This is a genomic window from Paenibacillus xanthanilyticus (assembly GCF_042682185.1).
Classification (GTDB): Bacteria; Bacillota; Bacilli; order Paenibacillales; family Paenibacillaceae; genus Paenibacillus_Z; species Paenibacillus_Z xanthanilyticus.
In genome coordinates, this window is sequence record NZ_JBHUHA010000002.1 from 275,001 (window position 1) to 298,458 (window position 23,458).

A 23,458-nucleotide genomic window follows, 5' to 3' on the forward strand; every position below is an offset into this window, starting at 1 on the left:
GGCGCTAAGGTTAGCGTCGCCAAGCAGTTTCGTTACTTCTCCCGAACCATCCGTGCCAAATACCATAAAGTACGGGTCCGTTCCCTTGGCGGCAGCATTAGCCACGATGCTTTCCGGCGTAATCTCGCCCGCGGCTTGAGGCCAGTAGAAATCGATGCCGTCGAAAATAAGCTCGCCTTCCTTGCTAATCCGAGACCAGCCGAACGAAACAGCGTCGAGCGAATCGATATACGCGCGTTCTTTAAAAGACGACATCGCATAATAAGCCATTGTATAGATATCTTCGATCGGCGATTGAATCGTGACGACCTTCGTTGCGCCATTCCATGCGACGCCGGCGCCGAACTGCGAACTGAAAAAGGCAAGCGGCACCAGCGTGTTGCCTGCTTGGTTAATTGGTGCGGCTTGCAGTGCCACCGCGGTTCCGTTCACGATCGCCTGCTTACTATTCAGCTGCAAGACAACCTTCTTCATCTTGCCCTTCACGGTTTTCGTAGCGGTAATCGTTCTCTTCCCCGGATCCCAGACGACCGTAATGCGCAGTGCCTCCGCGATCGCCCGAAAAGGTACCATGTTCGTGGAGTTGACAATGACCGGTTCGCTCGGAAAACTCAGCGGATACCCATCCAGCATAATCGAAACGGAAGGCTTGCCGGCAGGCGCTGCCAGCGCCGCTTGCGAACCGGATAGGAGCAGCGCGGCTGCGGTGACGGCCATTGCGGCCTTTTTATAAAATCCCTTAATTTTGATCCTCTCCCAATCTATGAATATCGCTATCATTATAGCATGTTTGATAGGTTCATTGATCAACAAAGGCCAAGACCCCTATAATAGAGAAAAACGCAAACGGGTGATGAATGAACATGGATTTCATGCTGGACCGATTAACGGATAAGGTCGAATTTTTCCAAGCTTACGACCTTGCTTCCCTGGAAAAAACAATCGCGGTCAAAATTGACGATAACAAAGCCATGCTGCTGGAAGTGAACGCCGTGCAGCACAACGTCGTATTCGATCCTAGAGCGGAGAAAATGCTCTATAGCGCGACAGTCCATTTTAAAGCGAAAAAGTAAAAAGCCGTCATCGCGGAATTCTGATCACGATGAGCGAGCAAGGAGCATGAGAATGAAGACGAAACACGACGTGTTGGCGCATATCGACGACAATAGCGGCGGTTACAAAGCCATCTCCCGGTACATTGGGGCAAATCCGGAGCTGGGCAACAAAGAATTTCTCGCCGCTGCGAAATTAACGGAGGAGCTTGAGCGCCAAGGGTTTCAGGTAGAACGCGGCGTGCTCGGATTGGAGACGGCTTTCATTGGCACTTACGATACGGGGCGTCCCGGACCGATCGCGGCCTTCCTCTGCGAGTACGATGCGCTGCCGGAAGTTGGGCATGCCTGCGGGCATCATATGATCTGCATCATGAGTCTCGCGGCTGGCGCTGCGCTCAAATCGGTCGCGGATGCAACCGGAGGCATCATTCGGATCTACGGCACGCCGGCGGAGGAAACAAACGGCGCGAAGGTGACGATGGCGGCCGCGGGCTTATTCGACGATTGCGATTTTGCGCTAATGGCCCACCCCTACTACAAGTTCGAGAAGTCCGGCTCGTCGCTGGCCATGGACGCGATTCAGTTCGAGTACTTCGGGCAAACGGCGCATGCTGCGGCGAGTCCGCATGAAGGCGTGAATGCGCTGGACGCCGTCATCCAGCTGTTCAATGCGATTAACGCCATGCGTCAGCAGACGCGGCCCGACGCGCGGATTCATGGCATCATCGACAACGGCGGTACCGCTCCGAACGTTATACCGGGATACGCGTCCGCTAAATTTTACGCACGCTCCGCTTCGCGCCCGTACACGAACGAGCTTACCGAAAAGCTGAAACGATGCGCAGAAGGCGCGGCGCTGCAAACCGGCTGCACGTTGAAGTGGAACCATTACGAATTGTCGTACGACGAACTGCGCACGAACGAGACGTTGTCGGACGTCTTTACCTCCAATTTGCTTGAGGCCGGTATTCCGGAGCGCGACATTACGACCGGCGTGGATCATGGCTCGCTGGACCTCGGCAATGTATCGCTGCGCTGTCCTGCGATCCATCCCTACGTCAAGATTGTCGAGGAACGTTATTTGCTGCATACCGTCGAATTCCGCGATGCCGCCATGACGGAGCGCGCCCTCGAAAGAATGATTTTCGGCGCGAAAATGCTGGCGGCTACCGCCTATGATGTGATGACGAACCCCGAGCTGCTCGCGGATATCAAAGCGGAATTCGATCAACAAAAAACAACCTAAAGCGTTCGCTTGGCTGCTGATTCCCCGGATTAAACGCCCTCGGCAACCGCACGGGTACTACCAGACAACAAAAACAACAAAAAAGCCAGGCTGGATCATCGTCCAACCTGGCTTTCTTGCGTTATATTCCCCTATCGCATTACGTGCAGCGGCTGTACCCGCAAGTTCCGCACGTCTTGCAGCCTTCGATGTGCACGAGCGTCGCGCCGCCGCAAGACGGGCACAAGTCGCGCGGGTGCGCTTCCGATGGCTTGCCGCCGTAGGCTGCGGAGCCAGCGGAAGACGGAGGTGCGATCGTCGGCAGCGTCGCGAAGGACGGCGTCTCGGCTTCAACCGATGCCGCTTCCTCCCCGTTGGCCGAGATGTGAAGCTCGAGCGATTTGGCCACGGCATCCGCGATGGACTCCACGCGGTTCGCGCCGAAGCCGATCGCGCCGGAGCCGCCGATGCCTTTCAAATGCTTAATGAGCAGCTGCACTTTGTTGCCATGCTCGCCGTAGCGCAGGAACAACGAGCAGACACGGCCAAGCGCTTCCGCCATCGCGAAGACGTCGGAGCCCGCTTTGCCGACATTCAAGAAAATTTCGACCGGCGTGCCGTCGAGATCGTTGATCGTAATATAGGCCATGCCGAATGGCGTATTAATCTTGTATGTCGCGCCGCGTAGAATGGATGGACGGCGCTTATACTGCTTGTCGATGATCGGTTCCGCGATCTTGTTCGCCTCGACCGCCGCGGCGACGGCCGTCTCCGCCGCTACTTTGAACGCCGCAGCCGCAGCTGCTTCCCGATCGTCTGTCGCAGGTTGAACGGCCTCCTGCGCCTTGTCGTCTTCATCCTTCTTGGTCGAGAGCACCTGAACGTCGCGGCTGCCGTCGCGATAGATCGTAACACCCTTGCAGCCCAGCTCGAAGGCCAGCTCGTAGAGCCGCTTCGTCTCATCGACCGTGAAGTCGTTCGGACAGTTCGCCGTCTTGGAGATGGAGCTGTCGACCCAGCGCTGGATCGCCGCCTGCACGCGAATGTGATCTTCCGCCGACAGGCTCATGGATGTCACGAAATAATCAGGCAGCTCTTCGCCCGGGTTCGCATCCTTCCACTCCTGCGCGATCGGCACGTATTGCTTGTCGAAGCCAAGACGGCTTTGACGGAAATATTCAAACGCGAAGTACGGCTCGATACCGGTCGACGTGCCGACCATCGTCCCCGTACTGCCGGTCGGCGCCTGCGTAAGCACCGTGACGTTCCGCATGCCGTTCGCCGCAACCGACTCGCCAAGCTCCGGGTAGGTCTCGATCATTTGCTTCATAAATCCGCTTTGCACGAATTTGTCCGCCTCGAACGCTTCGAATGAACCTTTCTCCGCCGCGATATCGGAGGATGCCATATACGATTCGCGCGCGATAAAGCTATAGAGCTTATCCAAGAACAGCAGCGATTCCGGGCTGCCGTAACGGATTTTCAGCTTGATCATGAGCTCGGCAAGACCCATGGAGCCTAAGCCGACGCGGCGTTCGCGCTTCTGATTCCGCTCGTTCTCTTCGAAATGATACGGCGTCGCATCGATGACATTGTCCAGGAAACGCACGGCGTAGCGGGTAACCTTGCCCAGCTCGGCCCAATCCACGTCCTGGTTCGCTTCATCGTAGAATTTCGAAAGATTAATCGCGGACAAGTTGCAGACGCCCCACGCAGGCAGCCCTTGCTCGCCGCAAGGGTTCGTCGCGATGAGCGGATTGAAGTACCAGCTGTTGGACATCTGGTTGTAATATTCCATAAAGACGACGCCTGGCTCCGCCGATTTCCAGGCGGATTCGATGATGGTGTGCCAAATTTCGCGTGCGCGCACCGTCCGGTAATGAATGACGCGTTTGCCTTGCGCGCGCCATTTCGCCAAGTCGCCGTCCCAATCTTCGTCGTACCCTTCTTCCTTCGTATCCGGGAACACCAGCTCCCAATCCAGATCCTCTTTCACCGCGCGCATGAAATCGTTGCTGACGCAAACCGACAGGTTGGCGTTCGTCACTTGACCCATGGTCTGCTTAACGGTAATAAAGTCGAGCACGTCCGGATGCCAGTCGTGAATCATGAGCATGAGCGCGCCGCGGCGGCTCCCGCCCTGCTCGATCAATCCGGTCGTGTAGCTGAACAGCCCGCCCCAGGACACGGCGCCGCTGGAGGAGCCGTTGACGCCCTTCACGACCGCACGTCTCGGACGGAGCGACGAGAGATTAATGCCGACACCGCCCCCGCGGGCCATGATCTCCGTCATTTCGGACAATGTCTCCATGATGCCACCGCGGCTGTCCTTCGGGGAAGGAATGACGTAGCAGTTGAAGAGCGTCAGCTCGTCGCTTGCGCCGGCGCCGGCTGCGATCCGGCCTCCTGGAACAAGCTTCCAATCATCAAGCAAATAGCGGAATCTCTCGCGCCATAGATCGCGTTTCTCTTCCGTCGGCTCAGCGCCCGCAATCGCGCCTGCCAGCCGGTCCCACATTTCCTCGGGCGTGCGCTCGACCGTCAGCGTCAGCTTCTCGACCGGCGTGTTGATCGTCTCGCCGCTGCGCAGCAGAACGGTCGCTTCGTCGCCGCTGCGGGCAATGACCTCGCCGACTTCTTTCGTCGGGAACTTAGGGTCGTCTTTCGTCAGGACGAGCACCGTATCGCCCATTTTCGCAAGCTCCGGCGATGCTTGCTTCCATGCATAACGATCCAAAAATATTTTCTCGCTCAATCCCTCTAACCGGCTGCTGCTCTTCGTAACCATTGACATCTGTTCCTCCCCATAAGCTTCGTTCACTATATCTTGTGTCCTCATGCTATTGTATCACACTAAATATAGACGTAAATAGTGAAAAACAGCCTATTCGGACAACCTAACGCGGTACAAGCTCGCTCTAGCTGGCTGTATCTTCTTCGGGCGCTATTTTTCCTAATCCGAACGTTACAGCTTTTTCTCACGCCCTCTTATGAATTGCTATGATCAAGGTCATACTATGAAGGACTTGTATACCCTTTACCTGGAAAGGAGTTCCTCATGACGCAACCTGCGAACGATCTACGAGGGGATCAGCCTTCCTCCATTCTGACGCGGAAATTAAACGCGCACGTCAACGTCCAGTTCGACAGAACCTGGTTCACCGAACTGCAGCAGCGAGTCGATCGCAACGGCCCGTGGGACGATTGGACGATGTATCAATTAGCCGTCGAAGCCGATCAATCGAAATTGATCGCGAGTTTCGATGATTTGCAGTGCATGAGAACGCTGCCCGCGCTCGAACCGATGCCGCATCAGATCAGCACGGCTCGCAAGGTGCTGCACGAAATGAGCGGCCGCGCGATTCTCGCCGACGAAGTCGGGCTCGGCAAGACGATCGAAGCCGGACTTATTTTGAAAGAATACATGGTTCGCGGGCTTGTTAGCCGGGTGCTGATTCTCGTCCCGGCCTCGCTCGTGCTCCAGTGGGTTCGGGAATTGAACCAGAAGTTCGGCATCCCCGCCATCGCGCAGAAAAAAGAACACTCTTGGCAGAACGACGTCGTCGTCGCGTCGATCGATACGGCCAAACGCGACCCTCACCGGGATATCTTGCTGGGTCAAGACTACGATCTGCTTATTATCGACGAGGCGCATAAGCTGAAGAATAAAAAAACGACCAACTATCAGTTCGTCAATCAGCTGCGCAAAAAGTATTGCCTGCTGCTGACCGCCACGCCCGTACAGAACGACCTGGACGAGCTGTATAACCTTATCACGCTGCTCAAACCGGGACAGCTCGGCGGTCAAAGCGAATTCTCGGCGAATTTCGTTGTGGATAAGCGCGTGCCGAAGAACGAGGACCGGCTCCAGGAAGCGCTCTCGAGCGTCATGGTTCGCAATCGGCGGGGCGACGGCGGCATCCAGTTCACGAAGCGGATCGTCAAGAATATCCCCCTCCCGCTGTCTACCGAAGAACAGGCGCTGTATGACGCGGTGACCGGCTTCGTGCGCGACCGCTATAACGAGAGCGGCGGCGACTGGTCCAGTATGCTGGCGCTCGTGACGCTGCAGCGTGAGGTGTGCTCCAGCCGCGACGCGGTATTCCTGACGCTCGTGAACTTGTTCAAGAAGACGGCCGAGGATTCGCCGATCCGCGCGAAAATTTGGGAGCTCGTCGAGTTCATTCGCAATATTCAAGCCAACTCCAAAGCGGAGAAGGCGATGGAGCTCATTCGCGAGATGAACGACAAGGTGATCATTTTCACGGAATATCGGGCAACGCAGGAATATCTCCTGAACTACTTCCGGCAGCACAACCTCGTGGCCGTCCCTTACCGCGGCGGCATGAACCGAGGCAAGAAAGACTGGATGATGGATCTGTTCCGCGGACGCGCGCAGGTGCTGATCGCGACCGAAGCCGGCGGCGAGGGCATTAATCTTCAATTCTGCCACCACATCATCAATTTCGATCTTCCCTGGAACCCGATGCGCGTCGAGCAGCGGATCGGGCGCGTGCACCGGCTCGGACAGAAGAACGACGTCAAAATTTATAATCTCTGCACGCTGGGCACGATCGAAGAGCATATCGTCGAGCTGCTGCACGAGAAAATTAATTTGTTCGAGTTGGTCATCGGCGGGCTGGATCATATTCTCGAACGGTTCGAGAAAGAGGATCAAACGCTGGAGCAGCGGCTGTCCAAAGCCATGCTCGAGGCCGGCAATACGCAGGAGCTGCGCAGCCGTATTCAAGATCTCGGGGATTCGCTCAGCCGCCTGAAAGAGGAAGTCGAGTCGGAGGAAATCGAAGATACGCCGATCGGCGCCATCCTTGACGCGGTCGGCCAAACGGTGGAGGTGCGCCCATGAACGAGCGACAGGTGCATAAATTCGTCCAGCGTTATTTGGAGACGACGGACTGCCGCGTCGTGGAAAAATCGCCCGCGCATTTTATCGTCAAATTGTCGCCGCAAGCCGACCGGGATCTGACCAATCGCCCCTTCTATTGGAGCTTCGTCGACCGGACGGGCGCCGATCCCGAAACGATGACGATGCTGCTCATTACCGACAAGAAGAAATACGAGGAACGTCAGAGCAGCGAGCAGCAGGACGGGAATCAGCCGGGGACCGCACCGGGCAACGGTACGGGCGCGGGGACCGCGATCGGAGCAGCCGCGGATGCCGCCATCGGCCGCTCGTTCGGCTTCGTTCATGGCAGCTTGAACACGAACCAGCGCATTCCACGGGAAGATCTGCACTTCGGTTCGCGCAAATTGGAGCAGCTCTTTCAGTCGGCGAAGTCCGGCGGCAGCTACGTGTGCCTGTTCCAGGAGCCAGACCGAAAGAATGCCCACCCGCTTCAATCCACCGCTTATACGGCTTGGCTGGGCCTCAATCTGAAAGTCGAATTCGCGTGCGACATGAAGCGCGAGGAATTCCATTCGATTGGCGTATCGCTGGCGACCGGTCAATGCGTCGAAGGGTTTCACGAAACGATGCTTGCGCTTCGGATGACGCCTCGCTTGCCGCCTAACGTGCACACCGCCAAAAATGCGCTAACGCTGAATAAAGCCGCTTCCTTGGCCGAGTCGCTGATCGAACGCAAGCTGAAAAGCTATGATTACGGCTGGGCGCAAGGAGCGGCCGCGCGACTTCAAGAGGAACTCGCCACGATTCGGCATTATTACGAGCCCTTGGTCGCCGCGGCCGAGGATGAAGAGATTCGCGCTTCCATCCAAACGCAATTCGAGCGCCGGCAAGACGAAATCCGCTGGCAGTATGAGCCCCGCGTAAGCGTATCCGCCATAAACTGCGGCATTTTCTATTTGGCAGGAATCGGGTAACGACAAGAAGAAGGAGATTGACCGTTAATCCGAAGTTATGCGGCAAAAAAAGAAGGAGCTTGTCCCGCCTCGGCGCGACAGGTTCCTACATGCTTCGTACGCGGGCTGCGGTACAATGTCCATACTTATACTTCGCGGAAGAGCAGGTGAGCCATTATGCGTAAATGGATTCCTCTATGTGCGGCAATGCTCGTCATGTTAATGGGTAGCGGGAGCGTATTAACGGCCGCGGCGCCGCAGCCGCAAAAAATCGTGAGCGGTGTACCATCGCCTGCATCCGAGCTTGAACGGCAAGCGGCATTCTGGATTCAATCCATCGCCAGCCAAAACGGCTTCCAAGACTGGCTCGGCGCTAAAGCCGAGATCACGCCGATCGGGCCGGGTCAGCACGGATGGCTGGTCACGCTGCGCGGCGCCGATTCGAAGCCGGTCGGATATATGATTATTCATGCGAAAGAGGAGGGCGGCTTCAAACTTGGCGAATATGGAGCCGGCCGCCATCCTGCTTTTGACCCTAATACGCTTTATACCTCGATGATTCATCAAGGACTCGTCGCATCCTATGCCGAAGCGACAAAACGGCCGCTGAAGCTGGAACGATTGTACGTTCACCCTCTGCTGGCCGCTTGGAAATGGACTTCTCCGGATGGACAAGTCCGATATTTGGATGCGTGGACAGCCGAAGAGCTGCCCATTAATGAAAGGCAGTGGAAACAAGCCGCCCTTCATCTTCGTGCCGAATCGCTTGCAGGCGGCATCGCTTTAACGAACAGCCGTATTCTGGCGTCGCGCACGAACGAAATCTTCGATGCTTACGAAAGAATGCCATGGCTGACCAAAAAGCCAATCGCCGGCATGCAGAGCAAATTGCTCGTCTCGCTCCTGGATCAAAAACGGCAAATTCGCTTCACATCCGAGCTTTATGACAAGCAAGTCCTGTTCGTATGGCCCGCGATCGGTTACCATCGCTGGGATGACGACTCCTTGTTTGTCGCATTCGATCAATACGGCTCGCGATTCGTTCCGCTAACCGCGATTCAATCAGAAGGCTTATTTTTCAACGACTAAGTCCGGCTGTTCCGTCTCCATCACCTCTAAGGCCCGGTCTTTCCTTGCGCGCCACCACAGCGCGATGCCGACCGGCGCCATGCCGAACCACTTCGTCAGCCAAGGCTCGCGCGCAGCCTTGGCTGCTTGCCGTTTCTGCTTGCGCTCTTCTTCCGGCGTATCGATATAGGTAACGACCTGCTGGGTCACGTACTTGATTAAATCATCGCGTCCTGCCATCGGTCTTCCCTCCTCTTTCGTTCATCTCTACTCTGTATTGTGCCCGCGCGCAATCCGATTCAAACATGCATGAGTTGCTTGCCAAAATGCCAGTCTAAGGGAAGATAACCATTCATGCCGAAAAGGAGGAACGTGATTGCGCCATCATCCGACCCATCGCTCAACCATTGTCGCAAGAGCCGCGTCGCTATTTTGCACGCTGCTATTCCTCTTACCGGCGGCAGCAGCATCAGCACAAGCTCCCCTGCCCGAACCGGAGTACAAACGCGCGCTTCCCGCGGCGGAGGTATTAATCGACGTCGGGCACGGCGGCGTCGACGGCGGTACGGTCTATAACGGTCTCCTGGAGAAAGACATCAATTTGGCCGTCGGCAAAAAGCTTTATTTGCTGTTGCGGTCAAGCGGTATTCGAGCCGTGATGAACCGGGACGGCGATTATGCGCTAAGCGACGACAATCGCTGGCATGGCAGCCGTTCCCGCCATCAACGAGACTTGTCGCAGCGGACCGAATTAAGCCGCGAACTCGACACGACCCTCGTCGTCAGCTTGCACGTCAATTGGGCCGATGATCGCAGCGCGAACGGACCGTTGGTATTTCACCAACGGGAGGGCCAAAGCGCGCTGTTGGCCGGTTTCATTCAGCATGCGTTGAACGTCCAGCAGAATACCTCCGCTTGGCCACGGATCGGCAAGTCCTACTTCCTTCTCAAGACGATTCGACAGCCTGCGGTCATCGTGGAGATGGGCTTCATGAGCAATCCCCGCGATCGCGCGCTGCTGACCCATCCGCGCACGCAGCTGCAGATCGCCGACGCCATTGCGTCAGGGGTGCGGAATTATATCCTTTTCCGGTGAAGGCACCAGCATTTCGGACAGCTTCACGAAGGCCGCCCGCTGCGAGATTTGCGGGATCGAATCCCGAAGAACAGCTGCCGTCTTTTTGCCCGGAGGGCCGACATGGCCGATCGTCACGCACGCTTCATGCGCGCTAAGGTGCTGCTTGACCACCCCCATCTGCTTCGCGATATGCTGGGCGGTATAGACATCGTCGAGAAACACGTGGTTCGACAATTGCGGCACGCCGAGCTCCGCCGCCAGCTTCGGAATCACGGACTTGCCTGTGGTACGGCTATCGAGGAAGAACATGCCGTGCTCCTTCACGACCGACAGCACGATACGCATGACACGCTCGTCGCTCGTCGCTTTCGAACCCATATGATTATTCATGCCGATCGCATACGGTACGTCCGCGATCGCGGCTTCGACCCGGCGGCGAATTTCGTCATCCGGCAAATCCGTCGTAATGGCGCCAGGTCCCAGCCAATGGCGCTTGCCACGATTCGGTTCCATCGGCATGTGCACGATCACGTCCAGCCCCTTCTCATGGGCCAGCTCGGCGTCGCGTTTGGTGGTCGGCATGAACGGCATGACGGCAGCGGTGAATCGGATCGGCAGCTTGAACATCTCCTCCGTGCCGGTCATACCGTTGCCGAAGTCGTCGATGACGACGGCAATTTGCCGGTCGGGGGACGGAGAACGGCCAGAGAATCCCGCTCCTTCGGCGAATATCGGTGCCATCGGGAAGCCTACAAGCAAGCAACTTAACAGAAGCGCAGCGATGATTACGACTAGATGCCGCATACGGAATAAGCCCCTCTCGCGTAGAAGATACCCTCATTGTGCGATGGAGCCCGATAATCTATCCGAGGGAATTCCAGCTTGGCCGCTCGCTCGCCATCGATCGACCAAACGCGGAAGCATGCGAAAAAGGAACCTCCCCTTGTAAAGGTTAGGTTCCCGTCACACGACATCGATCCGCTTCTCTCCTGCGCTCACTCCGACGCTTGCGTCAAATCCGTCCGCAGCGAATCGAACGGCTCGTATACATAGGATTTGCTCAGCTTCACGACGCGGCGATTATGTCGCCGGATTAATACGGTGTCCGCGTCCCACGCGACGACGATGCCGATCACGTCATTCCGTTCGAGCCCGTCGCGTACGACCCGGATTTTGGTCCCTTCCTGGCGGTACTTGTCCAGTTCGCTATCGCTCACCATCTTCATCTTCCTCCTATAACAAAAGGCCTCGGGCAGCTGAATTGGCATGCCCAAGGCCACTATAATACCACGCTTCCGCTGCTCGCATTCGCGTTAACCGACATGCTCCTTCGAGCCGTTCGTCTCATACCACTCGTCCAAGACGCGCGAGGACATCACGCGGCTGGCGATGTATTCAGCTTGTTTCTGGGAGAACTGCTCGCTCCAGGCGAATTCGAGCTCTTCGCACAGCTTCACGATCGTTAACAGCTCCGACCAAGCGACGTATCGTTTATACCAGAAAAATTGCGGGTGTTCAATCATGTAAGGATACAGGTCGTCGAATTCGGTATGTTTGCAATCGAGCGCGCGCTCGAAGTGTACTTTAGCATCGGACAACTTGGATTGCAAATACTCGGCTGAAAATTTCCCCATGCTTGTGTGCCTCCCCTCGGTTCTCATGACCATTATAGCGGATAAACCTTCATCCGAAAACCCACTAGGCATGGTACATTTGACCTTATTCCTATTCGAATTGGATCGTGCCGCCTTCGAGCGACTTGACGCGCACGAGCGAGTCCACCCGAATACCCTGTTCGCGGATCGTCCGCGCACCGGCCTGGAACGATTTCTCCACCACGATGCCAAGGCCGGCCAGCTTCGCGCCCGAGCGCTCGATGATCTTAATTAACCCCCGCGCGGCATCCCCGTTGGCAATAATATCGTCGATGAACAGCACCGTGTCTTCCTCTTTCAGAAATTGACGCGAGACCATAATGTCCGTAACGATCCCTTTGGTAAAGGACGGCACCCGTTCCATATAAGCGTCCGGATCGGCGATGAGCGTCTTCTTCCGTCTAGCGAATACAAGCGGCACACCCAGCGCCATGGCTGTCGCGAACGCCACCGGAATGCCGGACGATTCGACCGTTATGACTTTCGTAATGCCTGCTTCGGCATACAGCCTCGCGAATTCCTTGCCCATTTCGACCGTCAGTTCGGGCTCGACCTGATGATTCAACAACCCATCCAATTTGAGAACGTCCTGGTTCAGGACGGATGCTTCTTCTAAAATGCGCGCCTTCAATCGTTCCATCGCTTTCCCTCCACGGAAAACCTTTTTTCGTAAAGGTACCACACGCGCGCCCGAATGCGCAACCACATCTATCATCCAATCGAGGAACTTGTCATGCCTGTCCCTACCCGGGCATAGGGTGTAATAGAGTGAGCGAATGGCGGAGAAAGGCAGGACATGGGAATGAAAAGATATGTGAAAGTGATGCAGATTGCCTTTACGTACATGGGCACGATCGTGGGGGCCGGATTCGCGACCGGTCAGGAAATCCTGCAGTTTTTCACCCGCTTCGGCAACTGGGCTGTCGCGACGATATTGTTGGCAACGGTGATGTTCATCTGGCTCGGCACCAAAATGATGCTCATCGCTGCGGAAATTGGCGCGAAGTCTTATGAGGACGTCAATAAAGCGCTGTTCGGCGAGCGATTCGGCGAGTGGGTCAGCCACTTCATGCTAATCGTCTTATTCGGTGTCACCGCCGTTATGCTGGCCGGGGCGGGCTCGATATTCAACGAGCATTGGAACATATCGTATCAATCCGGATTGCTCATCACGCTCCTCCTCTGCTACCTGCTGCTGCGCAAAGGGATGAACGCCATTTTGGCCGTCAATTCGGTCGTCGTGCCGGTCATGCTGCTGTTCACCGTGCTCATCGTGATGGATACGATGAACACCCCTGAAGCGGACAGGTGGATCCTCATGACGAGCGACCTTTCGCCGCTAGCCGCGTGGCTATCGCCGTTTCTGTATGCCGCCTTTAATCTCTCCATGTCCCAAGCGGTGCTCGTGCCGCTCGGCGCCGAGACGAAAGACCGCAAAACGATTATATCCGGCGCTTGGCTCGGCGGAATCGGAATTGGATTTATGCTGATCTCGGGTCACTTCGCGCTGTCGGCGTACATGCCGGGCATTCAGCAGTTCGCGATCCCGATGGGCGCGATCGCCCGCGAGCTGGGCAGCGGTATTCAGTGGATGTATATCTTCCTCATCTTCGCGGAAATTTTCACGACGTTGATCGCCGATATTTACGGGTTGACGCTGCAGCTGCAGGAACGCTTCAAAGTTTCGCCGACGCTCATCATATTGGGCATTCTGCTGATCTGCTATCTGCTCAGTCAGATCGGCTTCGGCACGCTGCTCTCCACGCTGTATCCGTTCTTCGGGCTTATCAGTCTCGGGTGGCTCGCGCTTCTTATCCGGCTTCGGCTGTCGGACATTAAAAAATAAGCGAGCCAAAAACCAAAAAGGCCGCACGCGGCGGAATCCTTCCAGGACGATTCGCACTTCGTCCTAGGAAGTCAATTCCACCAGCTGTGCGGCCGGCATCGCTTCTATCAGCAAATCTCTAATATGCGGATGGCAAGTCAGCAGCAGCAGCTGCCTGCGGCCGGCAAGCTCCTTCACGATCTCCACCGCCGCTTCCAACCGCGCGCGGTCGAAATTGACGAACAGATCATCGAGCATCATCGGCAGTCCAGCAGAGGCCGACGCTTCATCCGCGAGCGCCAGCCGCATGGCGAGGTATACTTGCTCCGCCGTTCCCCGGCTCACATGCACGCTATCGACGACCCGGTTGTCCGGCGTATGCAGATACACGGTGTGCGCGCCGTCCGGTATGACGATACGCGTATACCGCCCCAGCGACAGACGCGCCATGTAGCGGGAAGCGTCTCGGAGAACGCCCGGTTGACGCTTCTCTTCCATGATTCGCTTCGTTCGGCGAATCATCGCAAGCGCCGCCGCGCGGACGAGATATTGCTGCGATAATTCTTCGACGACGGCCGCAGTCTGCTCCTTCTCTTCCGCCAGCCGGCGTCTATCGTCCTGACGAATCAGCGTGTCCAGCTCCTGGCGCAAACGGCCGATCTGCTCCGAACGGTCCCGATAACCGCGCTCAAGCTCCGTCAGCCTTTCGTGCGTCCGCTGGGCGTGAAGGCGAAGCGACGCTTCGTCGGAGACGGCATACCACGCTTCGATCTGCTGATGCTGCTCGGGGATTAAGCCGGCCCCCAGCTCGGCATCCATTCGGATGAGGGACGCAGTAAGAAATCTTCTGCGCTCTGACGTTTCGAGCGCGTTCGCAAATTCGAGCGCGTCCGCCGCTCCGGCCATCGCATGCCACTGCGCGACCTGCGCCTCTTGGACGGCCAGCTCCGCATGCAATTGAGCCGCCGAAGCATCCAAGGCTTCCAGCTGGCGATGGTGCGATTGCGCCTCCGCGTCTGCGGCCAATTGACGCTGAAGCAATGCATGCAGCTGCCGGATGACGATCTCAGGTTCTTCCGTGACCCGATCGCCATTCATGCCGCAGCGGGCCGCAATATCGCCAACCTCCTGCCCGAACCGGGAAACCCGTCTTGTCAGTTCGGCATGCTTCAGCATGGATCTCGATAATTGCTGCAACCGATCCTGTCCCTGTTCCGCCAAGTCGAGCAGCTCAAGCGCGCCTTCCGCCGTCACGTAAGCGGGCAGACCTCTCGCCGTCAGCCATTGTTCGCGGCGCGACTTCAGGTCGTTCAGCTCGCGAACGGCCGCTTCCGCGCGCTGTCGCGCCTCTTGCTCCTGCGCATGCATGCGGGTTAATCTCGTCTCCGCTTCTTGCGTTTTCTCCCGCACCCGCCCCGTTTCTCTAAGCTGCTCCAGCCGCTGCTCGATCGCATTGCGGATGGATTCCTTCCCATCGGCTCGACTCTCTACACTAGCGGCAGCCTCCGCCTCGCCCTGAGCTATCGCGTCGGCTGCGGCAGCCCGCGCTCTCCCGGCTCTGCTGCTGTGCGCGCGATGGGACACCCGAGTATCCGATCCCAGGCGAAGCGCCGTGATGATGGGTCCCGGCTCGGCGGCTAACGCGCCGACCGCGGCGGACAGCCGATTGGCGGCTGCCTGACGCTCCGCTGCTCCGGCGTCGGCCGTGCGAGTGCGATGGACAGCCGCCTGCTTGGGCCAAAATAAAGCACCAAACACGCCGGCGATCGCCCCGGCGCCGGCAGCGGCCGATGTCGCCGGCGATCCGCTCCAGGCGAGCAGCGCGCTGGCAAAACCGAGGACGACGGCAACGGTCCAGAATAGGCCAGCGGGAGTAAGCCGGTTACGCCGGGACGGAGCGGACTCTGCCGCTTGCCCGCCGCGGAGCTCGGCCAGCTCCCATTCCCAAACCGCGTCTTCGAACAGACGCGCTGCCGTCTGCAGCGCTTCGGCGCTCAGCGGCTTCAGCTCGATTCCGACGCGTCGATGCCGAAGCGACTCCATTTCCCGCTGCCACTTCTCGAGCTGCTGACGCGACTCGCGTATATCGGGAAGGATGCTTCGCAGCAGCGTCTCGGCCGCTTCCTTCTCCCGCAGCAGCTCCGCTTCGCGTCCGCGCCAGCGCCTTAACGTGTCCCGATCTTCCACCGTCGCTTGGAAGGAGGAGAGACGTTCCTCCGTCCATTCCGGCGAAATCCGCCCTATTAGCCGTGCCAGCGCCGCGCGGTGCTCGCGGATCTCGGCGGCTAACTCCGCGATCTCCGTCCGCATGGACGCGATCTCCCGGGCGGACAGCAGCAGATGCTCGATCGGTTCCGCATCCTCTAGAACCGCCCCGTCGCTTGTCAGCAGCGACAACTTGGACCGGCACTCCTCGCGATCCGTATCCACACGTGCGATCTCCGCCAACAGCTTCGCCCGTTGATTCATCGATGCATCGTGGCGATGACGAAGGTCTTCCGGCAGCAGCGGCCGGGCACCTAACGCTTCCTGTTCCAGGAGCAGCGTCCGCTTGTCCAACCACAAGCTGTGCTGCGCGACCGCCCGATGAAGCAAGGCCGATTCCGCACGCAATGCGGTCAACGCCTCTTCTTCTTGCCGAAGCACGAGGGCTTCCTCCTCGATCTGGCTGGTGAGCCGCCGATAGTGCGCGATGGGATCCGAAAGCCGCTTTAATTCGTTCTCCAGCTCCTCCCATGTCTTTGCCGCGCGGTTTAGAGGCTGCGTGCTTCCTTTGGGACGATACAGCGCGTCCAGCTGCCCCACAAGTTGCTTCTCCGCAAGTGCCGCAGCCGCGCCGCCGCTCCAGCCGGCATGGTACAGCTGCTTGCCGAGCTCATCTCCTTCGAGCATGCCGATCGCCTGCAGCTCCGTCAATGTGATCGCGAACAATTCGCGGTAAATCCGCTCGTTAATCCCATCCAGAAATTGACGTTCCCATTGCGGTTGGGTCAAGACCATCACGTCCCCGTCCGCAGCTAGCCCCCCCGACTCGTCCAGCCGTTTGACGGTAACCTTACTAGAGGAGGCGGCATAACGTTCCATGACGTAATTCTGCCCCTGCGCATCTTGAAAATACAGCCGGCCGCCATGCTTGCCGCCATAGATTGGTTCCTGACGCTCGGTTCTGTTCGCCTTGGAGGCGAAACCATAGAGCATGCTTCGCGCAAATCCGAGTATCGTGCTCTTCCCCGCTTCGTTCGGTCCATAGATGACCGTCGGCCCGTCGCCGAGCTTCAACCGGTAATCCGACCATTTGCCGAATCCTTCGATATGTAAACCGCTCCAGCGCATCATGCTCCCTCCTCCCCGGTTCCCGAACCATGCTGCGCATCGGCACCGGCGACGAGCGAAAGCGCCAATTCGGCCGCCTCCCGGGCAATGCGGGCGTTCGCATCGGGCGTCAACTCTCGCAGCATGCGCCGGAGCCGGGCATTGAGGTAGAGCGATTCAGCCGCCTCTTCCGCCAGCTCTGCCATGAGGAGGGGGTCTGCCAATAGTTCCTCCGTGGAACGGAATAACTCGCCCACGAAGCCCTCTTCCTCTCTAAGCGCCTCCTCGTTCAGTTCCGCGTTCGTCCCGACCTCAATGCCGGTCAGCCAAATCCAGCCGTTCTCTCCCTCGGACATCGGCGATCGCATCTCCATCTGCGCGCGAAGCCCCTCCGTCAAGTCCTTGGCGTACTCGGGCTGCAGCAATTTGGCGTGAAGGGCTCCTCTGCCGGCAAGACGAACCCGAATCATCGATGCGCGGCCTTCGTGCTGCAGCGCTTGGCGGGTCACGCCGTCCTCGATCGCCTGTATGAGCGCATGCTCCGTCGCAAGTCCTGCGATATCCACCTCGACGACCGCCCAGCGCACCGTATCCAGCGGCACGAAGTTCAGGCTTGTCAGGTGGTTCTCGGTGACATCCACTACATAGCAGCCCTTCGCTCCCGTTTCTTTCCTATGCCTGCCTTGCGTGTTGCCGGCATAAACCACATACGGGTCCCGATGCAGCACCGCTCTTCCATGGATATGGCCCAGCGCCCAATAATGAAACGGCATGCCGGTCAGCTCGCGAAGCGAACAAGGCGCATAAGGATCGTGCGAGGCGTCGCCGTCCACATTGCCATGAAGCAGCGCGATCTCGTACGTCCCGTCTTGGCGGGGGCGGTACCGCGTGGCCAGATTTTCGTTTACCGCCCTGGCACCGTATGAGATGCCGTGCACATAGGCGCACAAATCGCCTCCGCGGGTATATGCCGGGACGGATTGCGCGTATCCTTCTTCCTGGTTCGAACCGAATACATGAACCCCCGGCACCGGTTCCAAATTGGCCTGCGATCCCGATAGATGGTCGTGGTTCCCGTGGATGACAAACAGCTGCACGCCGTGCGCGTGCAGCTTCTCCCACTCGCGGCGGAGCGTCAGCTGCGCCCGCAGCGAACGATCTGCCCCGTCATATAGATCGCCCGAGATGACGATAAAATCGACGCGATGCGCGATAGCCGCTTCGGTCAACCGCCTGACGGCCTCGAAGGTCGATTCGCCGAGCGCCGCTCTCACGTGCGCCGGCGCCTCAGTCAATCCTCGGAACGGACTGTCGACATGCAGGTCAGCGGCGTGTATAAAGCGAAAACGAATGCCCATGACCTTAACCTCCTGCCCGGAATGCTACGATTCCGGCTTCAGATCGATATAAACTTGCTTCAACTGGGAGATCACCCGATGAAGCGAATAATCCCGCTTCGCCTTGTTCCAGGCATGCCGGGCCATATTGTAACGGAATACGGGATCCGTTATGACTTTCTCAAGCGCGTCGCTAAGGGCGATCGGATCCTCAGGCGGCACGAGCAAGCCGTTCACGCCGTTCTCGATTTGTTCCGAGATGCCGCCCACGTTCGTCCCGATCAGCGCGAGCCAGCAGAGCGCGGCTTCCGCGAATACCGACCCGAATGCCTCCGCGCGTGACGGCAAGACGAAGACGTCGAAGAACGGCATGAATTCTTCCGGATGAAGCATGTACCCGTAAAAAATAATATCGTCGTATAAGTCCAGCTGCAGCGCGAGCTGCTCGAGTTCCGGCCGAATCGGGCCGTCACCGATAATATGAAGCACGAACGGGTGGCCGCGACGCTTCAGCTCCGCGCAGGCGTGAAGCAGAATGTCGAGTCCCTTAGCCGGCACGAGCCGGCAAACCGTAATCAACTGGACGACCTCGTTCTCGTGGGAAATCGGCTTGAAGCGCTTCTCGTCGAAGCCGTTCGGAATGACGCCGATCGCTTCGGGCCGATCCACGTAAGGCGTCAAGTAGCTGCGGAACGACTCGGATACGGTCAGCATTCGGTCCGCCTTATGCTCCAGCTCGCGATAAATGGATGTCAGAAACTTGTGCTCCGGTCCGCCTTCGGCAATCTTTCCGTTGAGGATCAGCTCGCGCTCGTAGCTTGAATGCACCGTCATCGCGAGCGGCGTGTCCGGATACAACTGCTTCATGACGAGCGCTGCGATCGGATGATGGGCATGGACGAGATCGAAGCGCTTCGTCATGCGAAGCTTCGTCCACCATACGTAATCCCGGTACGTCTGCAAATATTTATCCACGATAGGATGCCCTTCAAACGGCTTCGGGTCGAACGTATCGAAGACGACCTCTTCCTGTCCTTTTCCCCGGACCCGCTTCGGCAGCGAGAACAGCTCCATGGGCCAGCCGATCTTGTTAAATCGGTCTTGGACGTACGGGATCATGGACGAGACCCCGCCCGGCTGCTCCGGCGGAAAAAACAGCGCCTGCAAAATCTTCATAGGCTTCCTCCTAAAGGCAGACAGTTTGCCGCCTGCCTCAAACATGATATACTAGAACATATGTTTCTGTAAAGTTAGCGAAAGTGATAGGAAACGAACGTCAAGGAGACCTCATATGATGACAACGCCTCATTGGCTGGCCGGACCGGGCGGGCAATCCTTTGCCTCGGCCAGCGTCGTTACGATCGTCGCCCTCATGCTCTTCATGGCGATCCGATTGCACCGCATGTACAAGCGCAACGGCATTTACCGTTTGCTGATCGGCGTGTTGGCCGCCATCTGTGCCCAGTACGGCTTTATGCTGTCGCAATCCGACCGCGATCTATCGGGCTATCCCGATGTGCTGATCATGCAATCGCTGCTCAGCCTGCTATCTTTTATCATTATAAACTTTGTGTTCATGAAATTGTATACGCAGCCTTCTTCCAGGTTAAAGGGCATGCCTTTCCTGATACTCGGCGCTGGCGCGCTTATCGCCGCAGGGGCCGGCCTTTCGATCGAACCGACCGCCATCGCCGAATCGGGAAATGTCCCCTATTACGGCACGGTTGCCCTCGATTTATACGGCTTGGTCGTCATATCGGCGATCATGCTCAGCAGCAGGGGCATCGAGCAACGGCTGCCGTATTCCGCCAGTCTGATCGTCTATTTGATCTTCCACGTCGTCGGTTTGGCGGAGCGATATCTCTTCCATGGCGCGGTTGCGCTCACGACAATCGTCTATAACTGGCTGCCTGCTATCTATTATACGCTGCTATTCGTACTCTTGTTCGAGTGGGTCGTGGAGAGACTCGTCACGACGTTCCATTCTTCCATTACAGACGGATTGACTTCGCTCTATAACCGCAAGCATTTTCAGAAGAAAGCGGATAGCGCGATGCGGGAGCAAGGACAGATCGCGATCATTTTTTGCGATATCGATAATTTCAAGCGTCTGAACGATACGCATGGCCACCATAAGGCGGACGGGGTGCTCAAGCAGATCGCGGAAATTCTGAAAGAAGAAACGAGCGGCATCGGCGCGGCCGGACGTTATGGCGGCGAAGAGCTGCTCGCGCTCATATCCGCGCCCGGCGCGAACGCCGAGCAGGTCGCCGAGACCATTCGCAGCCGCGTCGAGAAAGAAACGATCGTCACCGTCAGCGTCGGCGTCAGCGCGGGGAGCGGCTGTCCGGTCCTGGACGTCGTGAAGCAAGCCGACGAAGCGATGTATCACTCCAAGACGACCGGCAAAAACAAAGTGTCGCTGCATCCGAACATGCCGAAGCTTACGAAGCCGCGGTCACGCTCCAAGCCGGAGTCCGCGAAACGGAAGGCGGCTGGAGACGGCGATTAAAAAGTTTATAGAAGCAAACCAAGAAGCCGCAGATGCATCGCATCCGCGGCTTCTTATTCTATCTCGTTCCCGCGCTGCGGATCGTCTGCTTGCGTCCGCGATGGCTAGGCTTTGTAGGGAATCGGATCCACGCGGCCCGCTTCCGCGAATCCCTTTAGCCGCAGTCTGCAGCTGTCGCATTCGCCGCAGGCTTCGACTTCGCCGTTGTAACAGGAGGTCGTCAGCTCGTATGGAACGCCCATCCGCGTACCCTCGCGAACGATATCCGCTTTCGTCAAATCGAGCAGCGGCGTCTGAATCGTAATCGGTTTGCCTTCCACGCCGACTCTCGTCGCAAGCGTCATCACTTCCTGCACTTTAGCAATAAATTCCGGACGGCAGTCGGGATACCCGCTGTAGTCGAGCGCGTTCACGCCGATGTAGATGGCTTCCGCCCCGACGGCTTCGGCGTACGAAGTCGCGATCGATAAGAACATCAAGTTGCGGCCTGGCACGTAGGTTACCGGAATTTCGCTCTCCTGAACCGCCTCATCCGCCGCCTTCGGCACCTCAATGGCGTCGTCCGTCAGCGCGCTTCCGCCGAACTCGCGGAGGAAGCCCAGCTTCACTTCCTTATAACGCTGCGCCACGCCGTAGAACTCGGCCACTTTACGCGCGTTCGCCAGCTCGATCCGATGCCGCTGGCCATAGTCGAACGTAATCGGATACAGTTCATAACCGGCTTCTTTCGCAAATCCCATGCATGTCGTGCTGTCCAAACCGCCGCTCAGAATGATGACGGCTTTCTTCTCTTCCTGCTTGCTCATGAGAATGTTCCACTCCAATCCTTATACGCCCCGCTTGGCAGGGTCCCAAATAATCTTGTGCAGCTGCAAGTTCAGCTTGATGCCCGGTCTACCGCTAGCCAATATGCGCTCGACAAGCTTGGCTGGCGGCATGCTCTCCCAAACGGGACTAAACAACGGCAGCGCCGCCGTTGGATACCGGTCCAGCACCTCCAGCGCCGCATCGAAATCCCGATCCGTGGCGACGACGAACTTCACTTCATCCTGCGGCCGTAGCAGCGCGAAGTTCTCGTGGAGCATCTTATCGTTCTCGCCGGAGTCCGGCAGTTTGTAGTCCATGACATATCGCGCCTTGGGCGAACGAATGCCATCCAAGAACGGAGCCAGGTCGATCGCGCCGTTCGTCTCCACATGGACGTCAACGATGCGTTCAATCCCGCACAGCGCTTCCAGAAGAGCCGCCGACCGGTCGCCATAAAGCAGCGGCTCGCCGCCCGTAAAGCAAATGTGCGCTGCCTTGTACTCTTGTTCGACTTGACGGACGATGTCGCCGATGGACATCGTGAATTCGGCCTTGGCCGGGGGATAGCTGTACGTTGTATCGCACCAGACACAGCGGAGGTTACACCCGAATAAACGGACAAAAACGGTCGGATAACCGGCGCGGGTGCCCTCGCCTTCGACCGTTTCGAATATTTCTACCATCGGCAAGCGGATCGCCATGGGATCGCGCGTTGCTTCTTCTGCGTTATTCGCCATCTTCGACCGCCTCCATCAGCTCGCGCGTAACGGCCGCGTAGCTCGTCGGCGTCTCCCATAACTTCGCTTCCTCAAGCCGGACGTTCGGCGCATAGCCTTCCTCGACAAGCGCCTTCGCGATCTGCTCGTAAATCCACACGATCATGTTCTCGGCCGTCGTGTTCATCGGAGGCAGCACGTCGTTCAAGTACCGGTGGTCTAACTTGTCGATCACCCGCTCCTTGGTGATGCGCTTGATATCCGAGAAGTCGATCGTCAGTCCGCGGTAATCGGTTTTGCCGGACATCACGATTTGCAGCTTGTACGTATGACCGTGCATGCTTTTACATTTGCCTTCGTATAAATGCAGATGATGCGCGCTGTCGAACGTGAATTCTTTCGAGACGAGCACCCTCCGGTTATGGTAGCGCAGCTGTTCTTGCTTGATATCGGTCCCAAATTGCTGGGCTTTCTGCGGTATTTCGTAAGTCACGTAATTATAGCACCTCGTCCATCTTGAAGTAGGCTCATTATAGCATGCCGCCACGCGCAGAACCAGTCTTTGCGCCTGCGGAGCATCCCGATTTCGCCTGCCATTGCTATCCATCGCTAAGCGCGGCGCAATTAGGGCATAACAAGACTGTGCAAATTTGCATCACCATTCCCGACTAACGGAGGTTCACATGAAAAAACAGCTTGCTACACTATCGCTGCTTGCCGCATTGTCGCTCTCCGGCGCTGCGTCGGTTTCGGCGGATAATATGTCCGATAACCACCGCGCCAATCAGAACCAAACGCAAGGATACGGCACGAATGATACGCGAATGCTGAACACGTACGGCAACAACGGCAACAACGGCAACAACAATTTACGGGCATACGCCGCAACTGATGACGACGGATTCGAATGGGGCTGGCTCGGCCTGCTCGGTCTGTTAGGATTAGCCGGCATGCGAGGCAAAGACCGACATCGCGACCGCGAGAGAGCTTAGGTGTAAGGCTGGAAAGCATTGGCTCTGCATGACAAAAAGACGCCTCTTCCATTCGC

At 57.6% G+C, this 23,458-nt stretch carries 22 protein-coding genes (1 of these 22 running past the window's edge); 9 read left to right on the plus strand and 13 right to left on the minus strand.

Annotated features, from left to right (window positions below; genetic code table 11):
- Positions 1–717 carry the 5' portion of a stalk domain-containing protein gene (locus ACFSKT_RS18305; protein WP_377718752.1) on the minus strand. 510 nt of this gene lie to the left of the window's left edge, so 717 of the gene's 1,227 nt are visible here — the first part of the coding sequence; its start codon is at positions 715–717; its stop codon lies beyond the left edge, outside the window.
- A 146-nt stretch (positions 718–863) separates the two neighbouring features.
- On the opposite strand from ACFSKT_RS18305, the gene ACFSKT_RS18310 reads away from it, so the two are divergent.
- Both ACFSKT_RS18310 and ACFSKT_RS18315 read left to right on the plus strand, forming a co-directional pair.
- Complete coding sequence (locus tag ACFSKT_RS18310; RefSeq protein WP_377718751.1) at positions 864–1,073, plus strand: DUF2536 family protein; 210 nt, start codon at positions 864–866, stop codon at positions 1,071–1,073.
- 52 nt (positions 1,074–1,125) lie between these two features.
- On the plus strand, positions 1,126–2,301 hold the full coding sequence (locus tag ACFSKT_RS18315) for a M20 family metallopeptidase (RefSeq protein ID WP_377718750.1): 1,176 nt from the start codon (positions 1,126–1,128) through the stop codon (positions 2,299–2,301).
- Positions 2,302–2,440: 139 nt separating this feature from the next.
- Here ACFSKT_RS18315 and ACFSKT_RS18320 read toward each other — a convergent pair whose 3' ends face one another.
- Entirely contained in the window at positions 2,441–5,068 is a 2,628-nt protein-coding gene (locus ACFSKT_RS18320; RefSeq protein ID WP_377718781.1) for an adenosylcobalamin-dependent ribonucleoside-diphosphate reductase, read from the minus strand.
- A 270-nt stretch (positions 5,069–5,338) separates the two neighbouring features.
- Here ACFSKT_RS18320 and ACFSKT_RS18325 point away from each other — a divergent pair, with 270 nt between their 5' ends.
- From ACFSKT_RS18325 to ACFSKT_RS18335, 3 genes are all read left to right on the plus strand, one after another.
- Complete coding sequence (locus tag ACFSKT_RS18325; RefSeq protein WP_377718749.1) at positions 5,339–7,147, plus strand: DEAD/DEAH box helicase; 1,809 nt, start codon at positions 5,339–5,341, stop codon at positions 7,145–7,147.
- Positions 7,144–8,121: a YqhG family protein gene (locus tag ACFSKT_RS18330; RefSeq protein ID WP_377718748.1), complete on the plus strand. Its 978-nt coding sequence runs from the start codon at positions 7,144–7,146 to the stop codon at positions 8,119–8,121. Before ACFSKT_RS18325 ends, ACFSKT_RS18330 begins: the two co-directional genes overlap by 4 nt.
- 156 nt (positions 8,122–8,277) lie before the next feature.
- The gene (locus ACFSKT_RS18335; RefSeq protein ID WP_377718747.1) at positions 8,278–9,189 is read left to right on the plus strand and encodes a hypothetical protein; all 912 of its coding nucleotides are present in this window, start codon (positions 8,278–8,280) and stop codon (positions 9,187–9,189) included.
- On the opposite strand, the gene ACFSKT_RS18340 is transcribed toward ACFSKT_RS18335, so the two are convergent.
- Positions 9,172–9,408, minus strand: coding sequence for a YqzE family protein (locus ACFSKT_RS18340; RefSeq protein ID WP_377718746.1), 237 nt, complete (start codon positions 9,406–9,408; stop codon positions 9,172–9,174). The two genes, ACFSKT_RS18335 and ACFSKT_RS18340, sit on opposite strands and share 18 nt — an antisense overlap.
- Positions 9,409–9,544: 136 nt before the next feature.
- On the opposite strand from ACFSKT_RS18340, the gene ACFSKT_RS18345 reads away from it, so the two are divergent.
- Positions 9,545–10,264: an N-acetylmuramoyl-L-alanine amidase family protein gene (locus ACFSKT_RS18345; RefSeq protein WP_377718745.1), complete on the plus strand. Its 720-nt coding sequence runs from the start codon at positions 9,545–9,547 to the stop codon at positions 10,262–10,264.
- On the opposite strand, the gene ACFSKT_RS18350 is transcribed toward ACFSKT_RS18345, so the two are convergent.
- The 4 genes from ACFSKT_RS18350 to ACFSKT_RS18365 all read right to left on the minus strand — a co-directional run bounded on the left by ACFSKT_RS18350 (position 10,232) and on the right by ACFSKT_RS18365 (position 12,541).
- The gene (locus ACFSKT_RS18350; protein ID WP_377718744.1) at positions 10,232–10,987 is read right to left on the minus strand and encodes a divergent polysaccharide deacetylase family protein; all 756 of its coding nucleotides are present in this window, start codon (positions 10,985–10,987) and stop codon (positions 10,232–10,234) included. The two genes, ACFSKT_RS18345 and ACFSKT_RS18350, sit on opposite strands and share 33 nt — an antisense overlap.
- A 254-nt stretch (positions 10,988–11,241) precedes the next feature.
- Complete coding sequence (locus ACFSKT_RS18355; protein ID WP_377718743.1) at positions 11,242–11,466, minus strand: hypothetical protein; 225 nt, start codon at positions 11,464–11,466, stop codon at positions 11,242–11,244.
- A gap of 93 nt (positions 11,467–11,559) precedes the next feature.
- Positions 11,560–11,880: a hypothetical protein gene (locus tag ACFSKT_RS18360; protein WP_377718742.1), complete on the minus strand. Its 321-nt coding sequence runs from the start codon at positions 11,878–11,880 to the stop codon at positions 11,560–11,562.
- 91 nt (positions 11,881–11,971) lie between these two features.
- Positions 11,972–12,541 (minus strand): xanthine phosphoribosyltransferase, encoded by a 570-nt coding sequence (locus ACFSKT_RS18365; protein WP_377718741.1) that lies wholly within the window; start codon positions 12,539–12,541, stop codon positions 11,972–11,974.
- Between the two features lie 162 nt (positions 12,542–12,703).
- Between ACFSKT_RS18365 and ACFSKT_RS18370 the strand changes: the two genes are divergently transcribed.
- The gene (locus tag ACFSKT_RS18370; protein ID WP_377718780.1) at positions 12,704–13,747 is read left to right on the plus strand and encodes a YkvI family membrane protein; all 1,044 of its coding nucleotides are present in this window, start codon (positions 12,704–12,706) and stop codon (positions 13,745–13,747) included.
- A 63-nt stretch (positions 13,748–13,810) separates the two neighbouring features.
- On the opposite strand, the gene ACFSKT_RS18375 is transcribed toward ACFSKT_RS18370, so the two are convergent.
- The 3 genes from ACFSKT_RS18375 to ACFSKT_RS18385 are packed head-to-tail and all read right to left on the minus strand — an operon-like array spanning position 13,811 to position 19,551.
- Positions 13,811–17,062 (minus strand): AAA family ATPase, encoded by a 3,252-nt coding sequence (locus ACFSKT_RS18375; protein ID WP_377718740.1) that lies wholly within the window; start codon positions 17,060–17,062, stop codon positions 13,811–13,813.
- A complete protein-coding gene (locus tag ACFSKT_RS18380; RefSeq protein ID WP_377718739.1) occupies positions 17,059–18,396 on the minus strand; it encodes a metallophosphoesterase family protein in 1,338 nt (445 codons plus the stop codon). Before ACFSKT_RS18380 ends, ACFSKT_RS18375 begins: the two co-directional genes overlap by 4 nt.
- Positions 18,397–18,420: 24 nt before the next feature.
- Positions 18,421–19,551, minus strand: a complete 1,131-nt coding sequence (locus tag ACFSKT_RS18385) for a glycosyltransferase family 4 protein (RefSeq protein ID WP_377718738.1) — start codon at positions 19,549–19,551, stop codon at positions 18,421–18,423.
- A gap of 115 nt (positions 19,552–19,666) precedes the next feature.
- On the opposite strand from ACFSKT_RS18385, the gene ACFSKT_RS18390 reads away from it, so the two are divergent.
- The gene (locus ACFSKT_RS18390; protein ID WP_377718737.1) at positions 19,667–20,887 is read left to right on the plus strand and encodes a GGDEF domain-containing protein; all 1,221 of its coding nucleotides are present in this window, start codon (positions 19,667–19,669) and stop codon (positions 20,885–20,887) included.
- A 104-nt stretch (positions 20,888–20,991) separates the two neighbouring features.
- Here ACFSKT_RS18390 and queC read toward each other — a convergent pair whose 3' ends face one another.
- Genes queC through queD form a run of 3 tightly spaced genes read right to left on the minus strand, consistent with a single transcriptional unit; the run spans position 20,992 to position 22,903 of the window.
- Positions 20,992–21,693 carry a 7-cyano-7-deazaguanine synthase QueC gene (queC, locus tag ACFSKT_RS18395; RefSeq protein ID WP_377718736.1) on the minus strand — a complete coding sequence of 234 codons (702 nt, stop codon included), beginning with the start codon at positions 21,691–21,693 and terminating at the stop codon, positions 20,992–20,994.
- Positions 21,694–21,714: 21 nt separating this feature from the next.
- Positions 21,715–22,431 carry a 7-carboxy-7-deazaguanine synthase QueE gene (locus ACFSKT_RS18400; RefSeq protein WP_377718735.1) on the minus strand — a complete coding sequence of 239 codons (717 nt, stop codon included), beginning with the start codon at positions 22,429–22,431 and terminating at the stop codon, positions 21,715–21,717.
- Complete coding sequence (gene queD, locus ACFSKT_RS18405; protein ID WP_377718734.1) at positions 22,421–22,903, minus strand: 6-carboxytetrahydropterin synthase QueD; 483 nt, start codon at positions 22,901–22,903, stop codon at positions 22,421–22,423. Before queD ends, ACFSKT_RS18400 begins: the two co-directional genes overlap by 11 nt.
- Before the next feature lie 190 nt (positions 22,904–23,093).
- Here queD and ACFSKT_RS18410 point away from each other — a divergent pair, with 190 nt between their 5' ends.
- A complete protein-coding gene (locus tag ACFSKT_RS18410; RefSeq protein ID WP_377718733.1) occupies positions 23,094–23,402 on the plus strand; it encodes a WGxxGxxG family protein in 309 nt (102 codons plus the stop codon).
- The last annotated feature ends 56 nt before the right edge of the window (positions 23,403–23,458 follow it).

What these genes read in the sequence shown, in the direction of transcription:
- ACFSKT_RS18310 (WP_377718751.1), top strand. Translation starts at nt 864, where the DNA reads ATGGATTTCATGCTGGACCGATTAACGGATAAGGTCGAATTTTTCCAA.
- ACFSKT_RS18315 (WP_377718750.1), top strand. Translation starts at nt 1,126, where the DNA reads ATGAAGACGAAACACGACGTGTTGGCGCATATCGACGACAATAGCGGC.
- ACFSKT_RS18320 (WP_377718781.1), bottom strand. Translation starts at nt 5,068, where the DNA reads ATGGTTACGAAGAGCAGCAGCCGGTTAGAGGGATTGAGCGAGAAAATA.
- ACFSKT_RS18325 (WP_377718749.1), top strand. Translation starts at nt 5,339, where the DNA reads ATGACGCAACCTGCGAACGATCTACGAGGGGATCAGCCTTCCTCCATT.
- ACFSKT_RS18330 (WP_377718748.1), top strand. Translation starts at nt 7,144, where the DNA reads ATGAACGAGCGACAGGTGCATAAATTCGTCCAGCGTTATTTGGAGACG.
- ACFSKT_RS18335 (WP_377718747.1), top strand. Translation starts at nt 8,278, where the DNA reads ATGCGTAAATGGATTCCTCTATGTGCGGCAATGCTCGTCATGTTAATG.
- ACFSKT_RS18340 (WP_377718746.1), bottom strand. Translation starts at nt 9,408, where the DNA reads ATGGCAGGACGCGATGATTTAATCAAGTACGTGACCCAGCAGGTCGTT.
- ACFSKT_RS18350 (WP_377718744.1), bottom strand. Translation starts at nt 10,987, where the DNA reads ATGGCACCGATATTCGCCGAAGGAGCGGGATTCTCTGGCCGTTCTCCG.
- ACFSKT_RS18355 (WP_377718743.1), bottom strand. Translation starts at nt 11,466, where the DNA reads ATGGTGAGCGATAGCGAACTGGACAAGTACCGCCAGGAAGGGACCAAA.
- ACFSKT_RS18360 (WP_377718742.1), bottom strand. Translation starts at nt 11,880, where the DNA reads ATGGGGAAATTTTCAGCCGAGTATTTGCAATCCAAGTTGTCCGATGCT.
- ACFSKT_RS18365 (WP_377718741.1), bottom strand. Translation starts at nt 12,541, where the DNA reads ATGGAACGATTGAAGGCGCGCATTTTAGAAGAAGCATCCGTCCTGAAC.
- ACFSKT_RS18370 (WP_377718780.1), top strand. Translation starts at nt 12,704, where the DNA reads ATGAAAAGATATGTGAAAGTGATGCAGATTGCCTTTACGTACATGGGC.
- ACFSKT_RS18375 (WP_377718740.1), bottom strand. Translation starts at nt 17,062, where the DNA reads ATGATGCGCTGGAGCGGTTTACATATCGAAGGATTCGGCAAATGGTCG.
- ACFSKT_RS18380 (WP_377718739.1), bottom strand. Translation starts at nt 18,396, where the DNA reads ATGGGCATTCGTTTTCGCTTTATACACGCCGCTGACCTGCATGTCGAC.
- ACFSKT_RS18385 (WP_377718738.1), bottom strand. Translation starts at nt 19,551, where the DNA reads ATGAAGATTTTGCAGGCGCTGTTTTTTCCGCCGGAGCAGCCGGGCGGG.
- ACFSKT_RS18390 (WP_377718737.1), top strand. Translation starts at nt 19,667, where the DNA reads ATGATGACAACGCCTCATTGGCTGGCCGGACCGGGCGGGCAATCCTTT.
- queC (WP_377718736.1), bottom strand. Translation starts at nt 21,693, where the DNA reads ATGAGCAAGCAGGAAGAGAAGAAAGCCGTCATCATTCTGAGCGGCGGT.
- ACFSKT_RS18400 (WP_377718735.1), bottom strand. Translation starts at nt 22,431, where the DNA reads ATGGCGAATAACGCAGAAGAAGCAACGCGCGATCCCATGGCGATCCGC.
- ACFSKT_RS18410 (WP_377718733.1), top strand. Translation starts at nt 23,094, where the DNA reads ATGAAAAAACAGCTTGCTACACTATCGCTGCTTGCCGCATTGTCGCTC.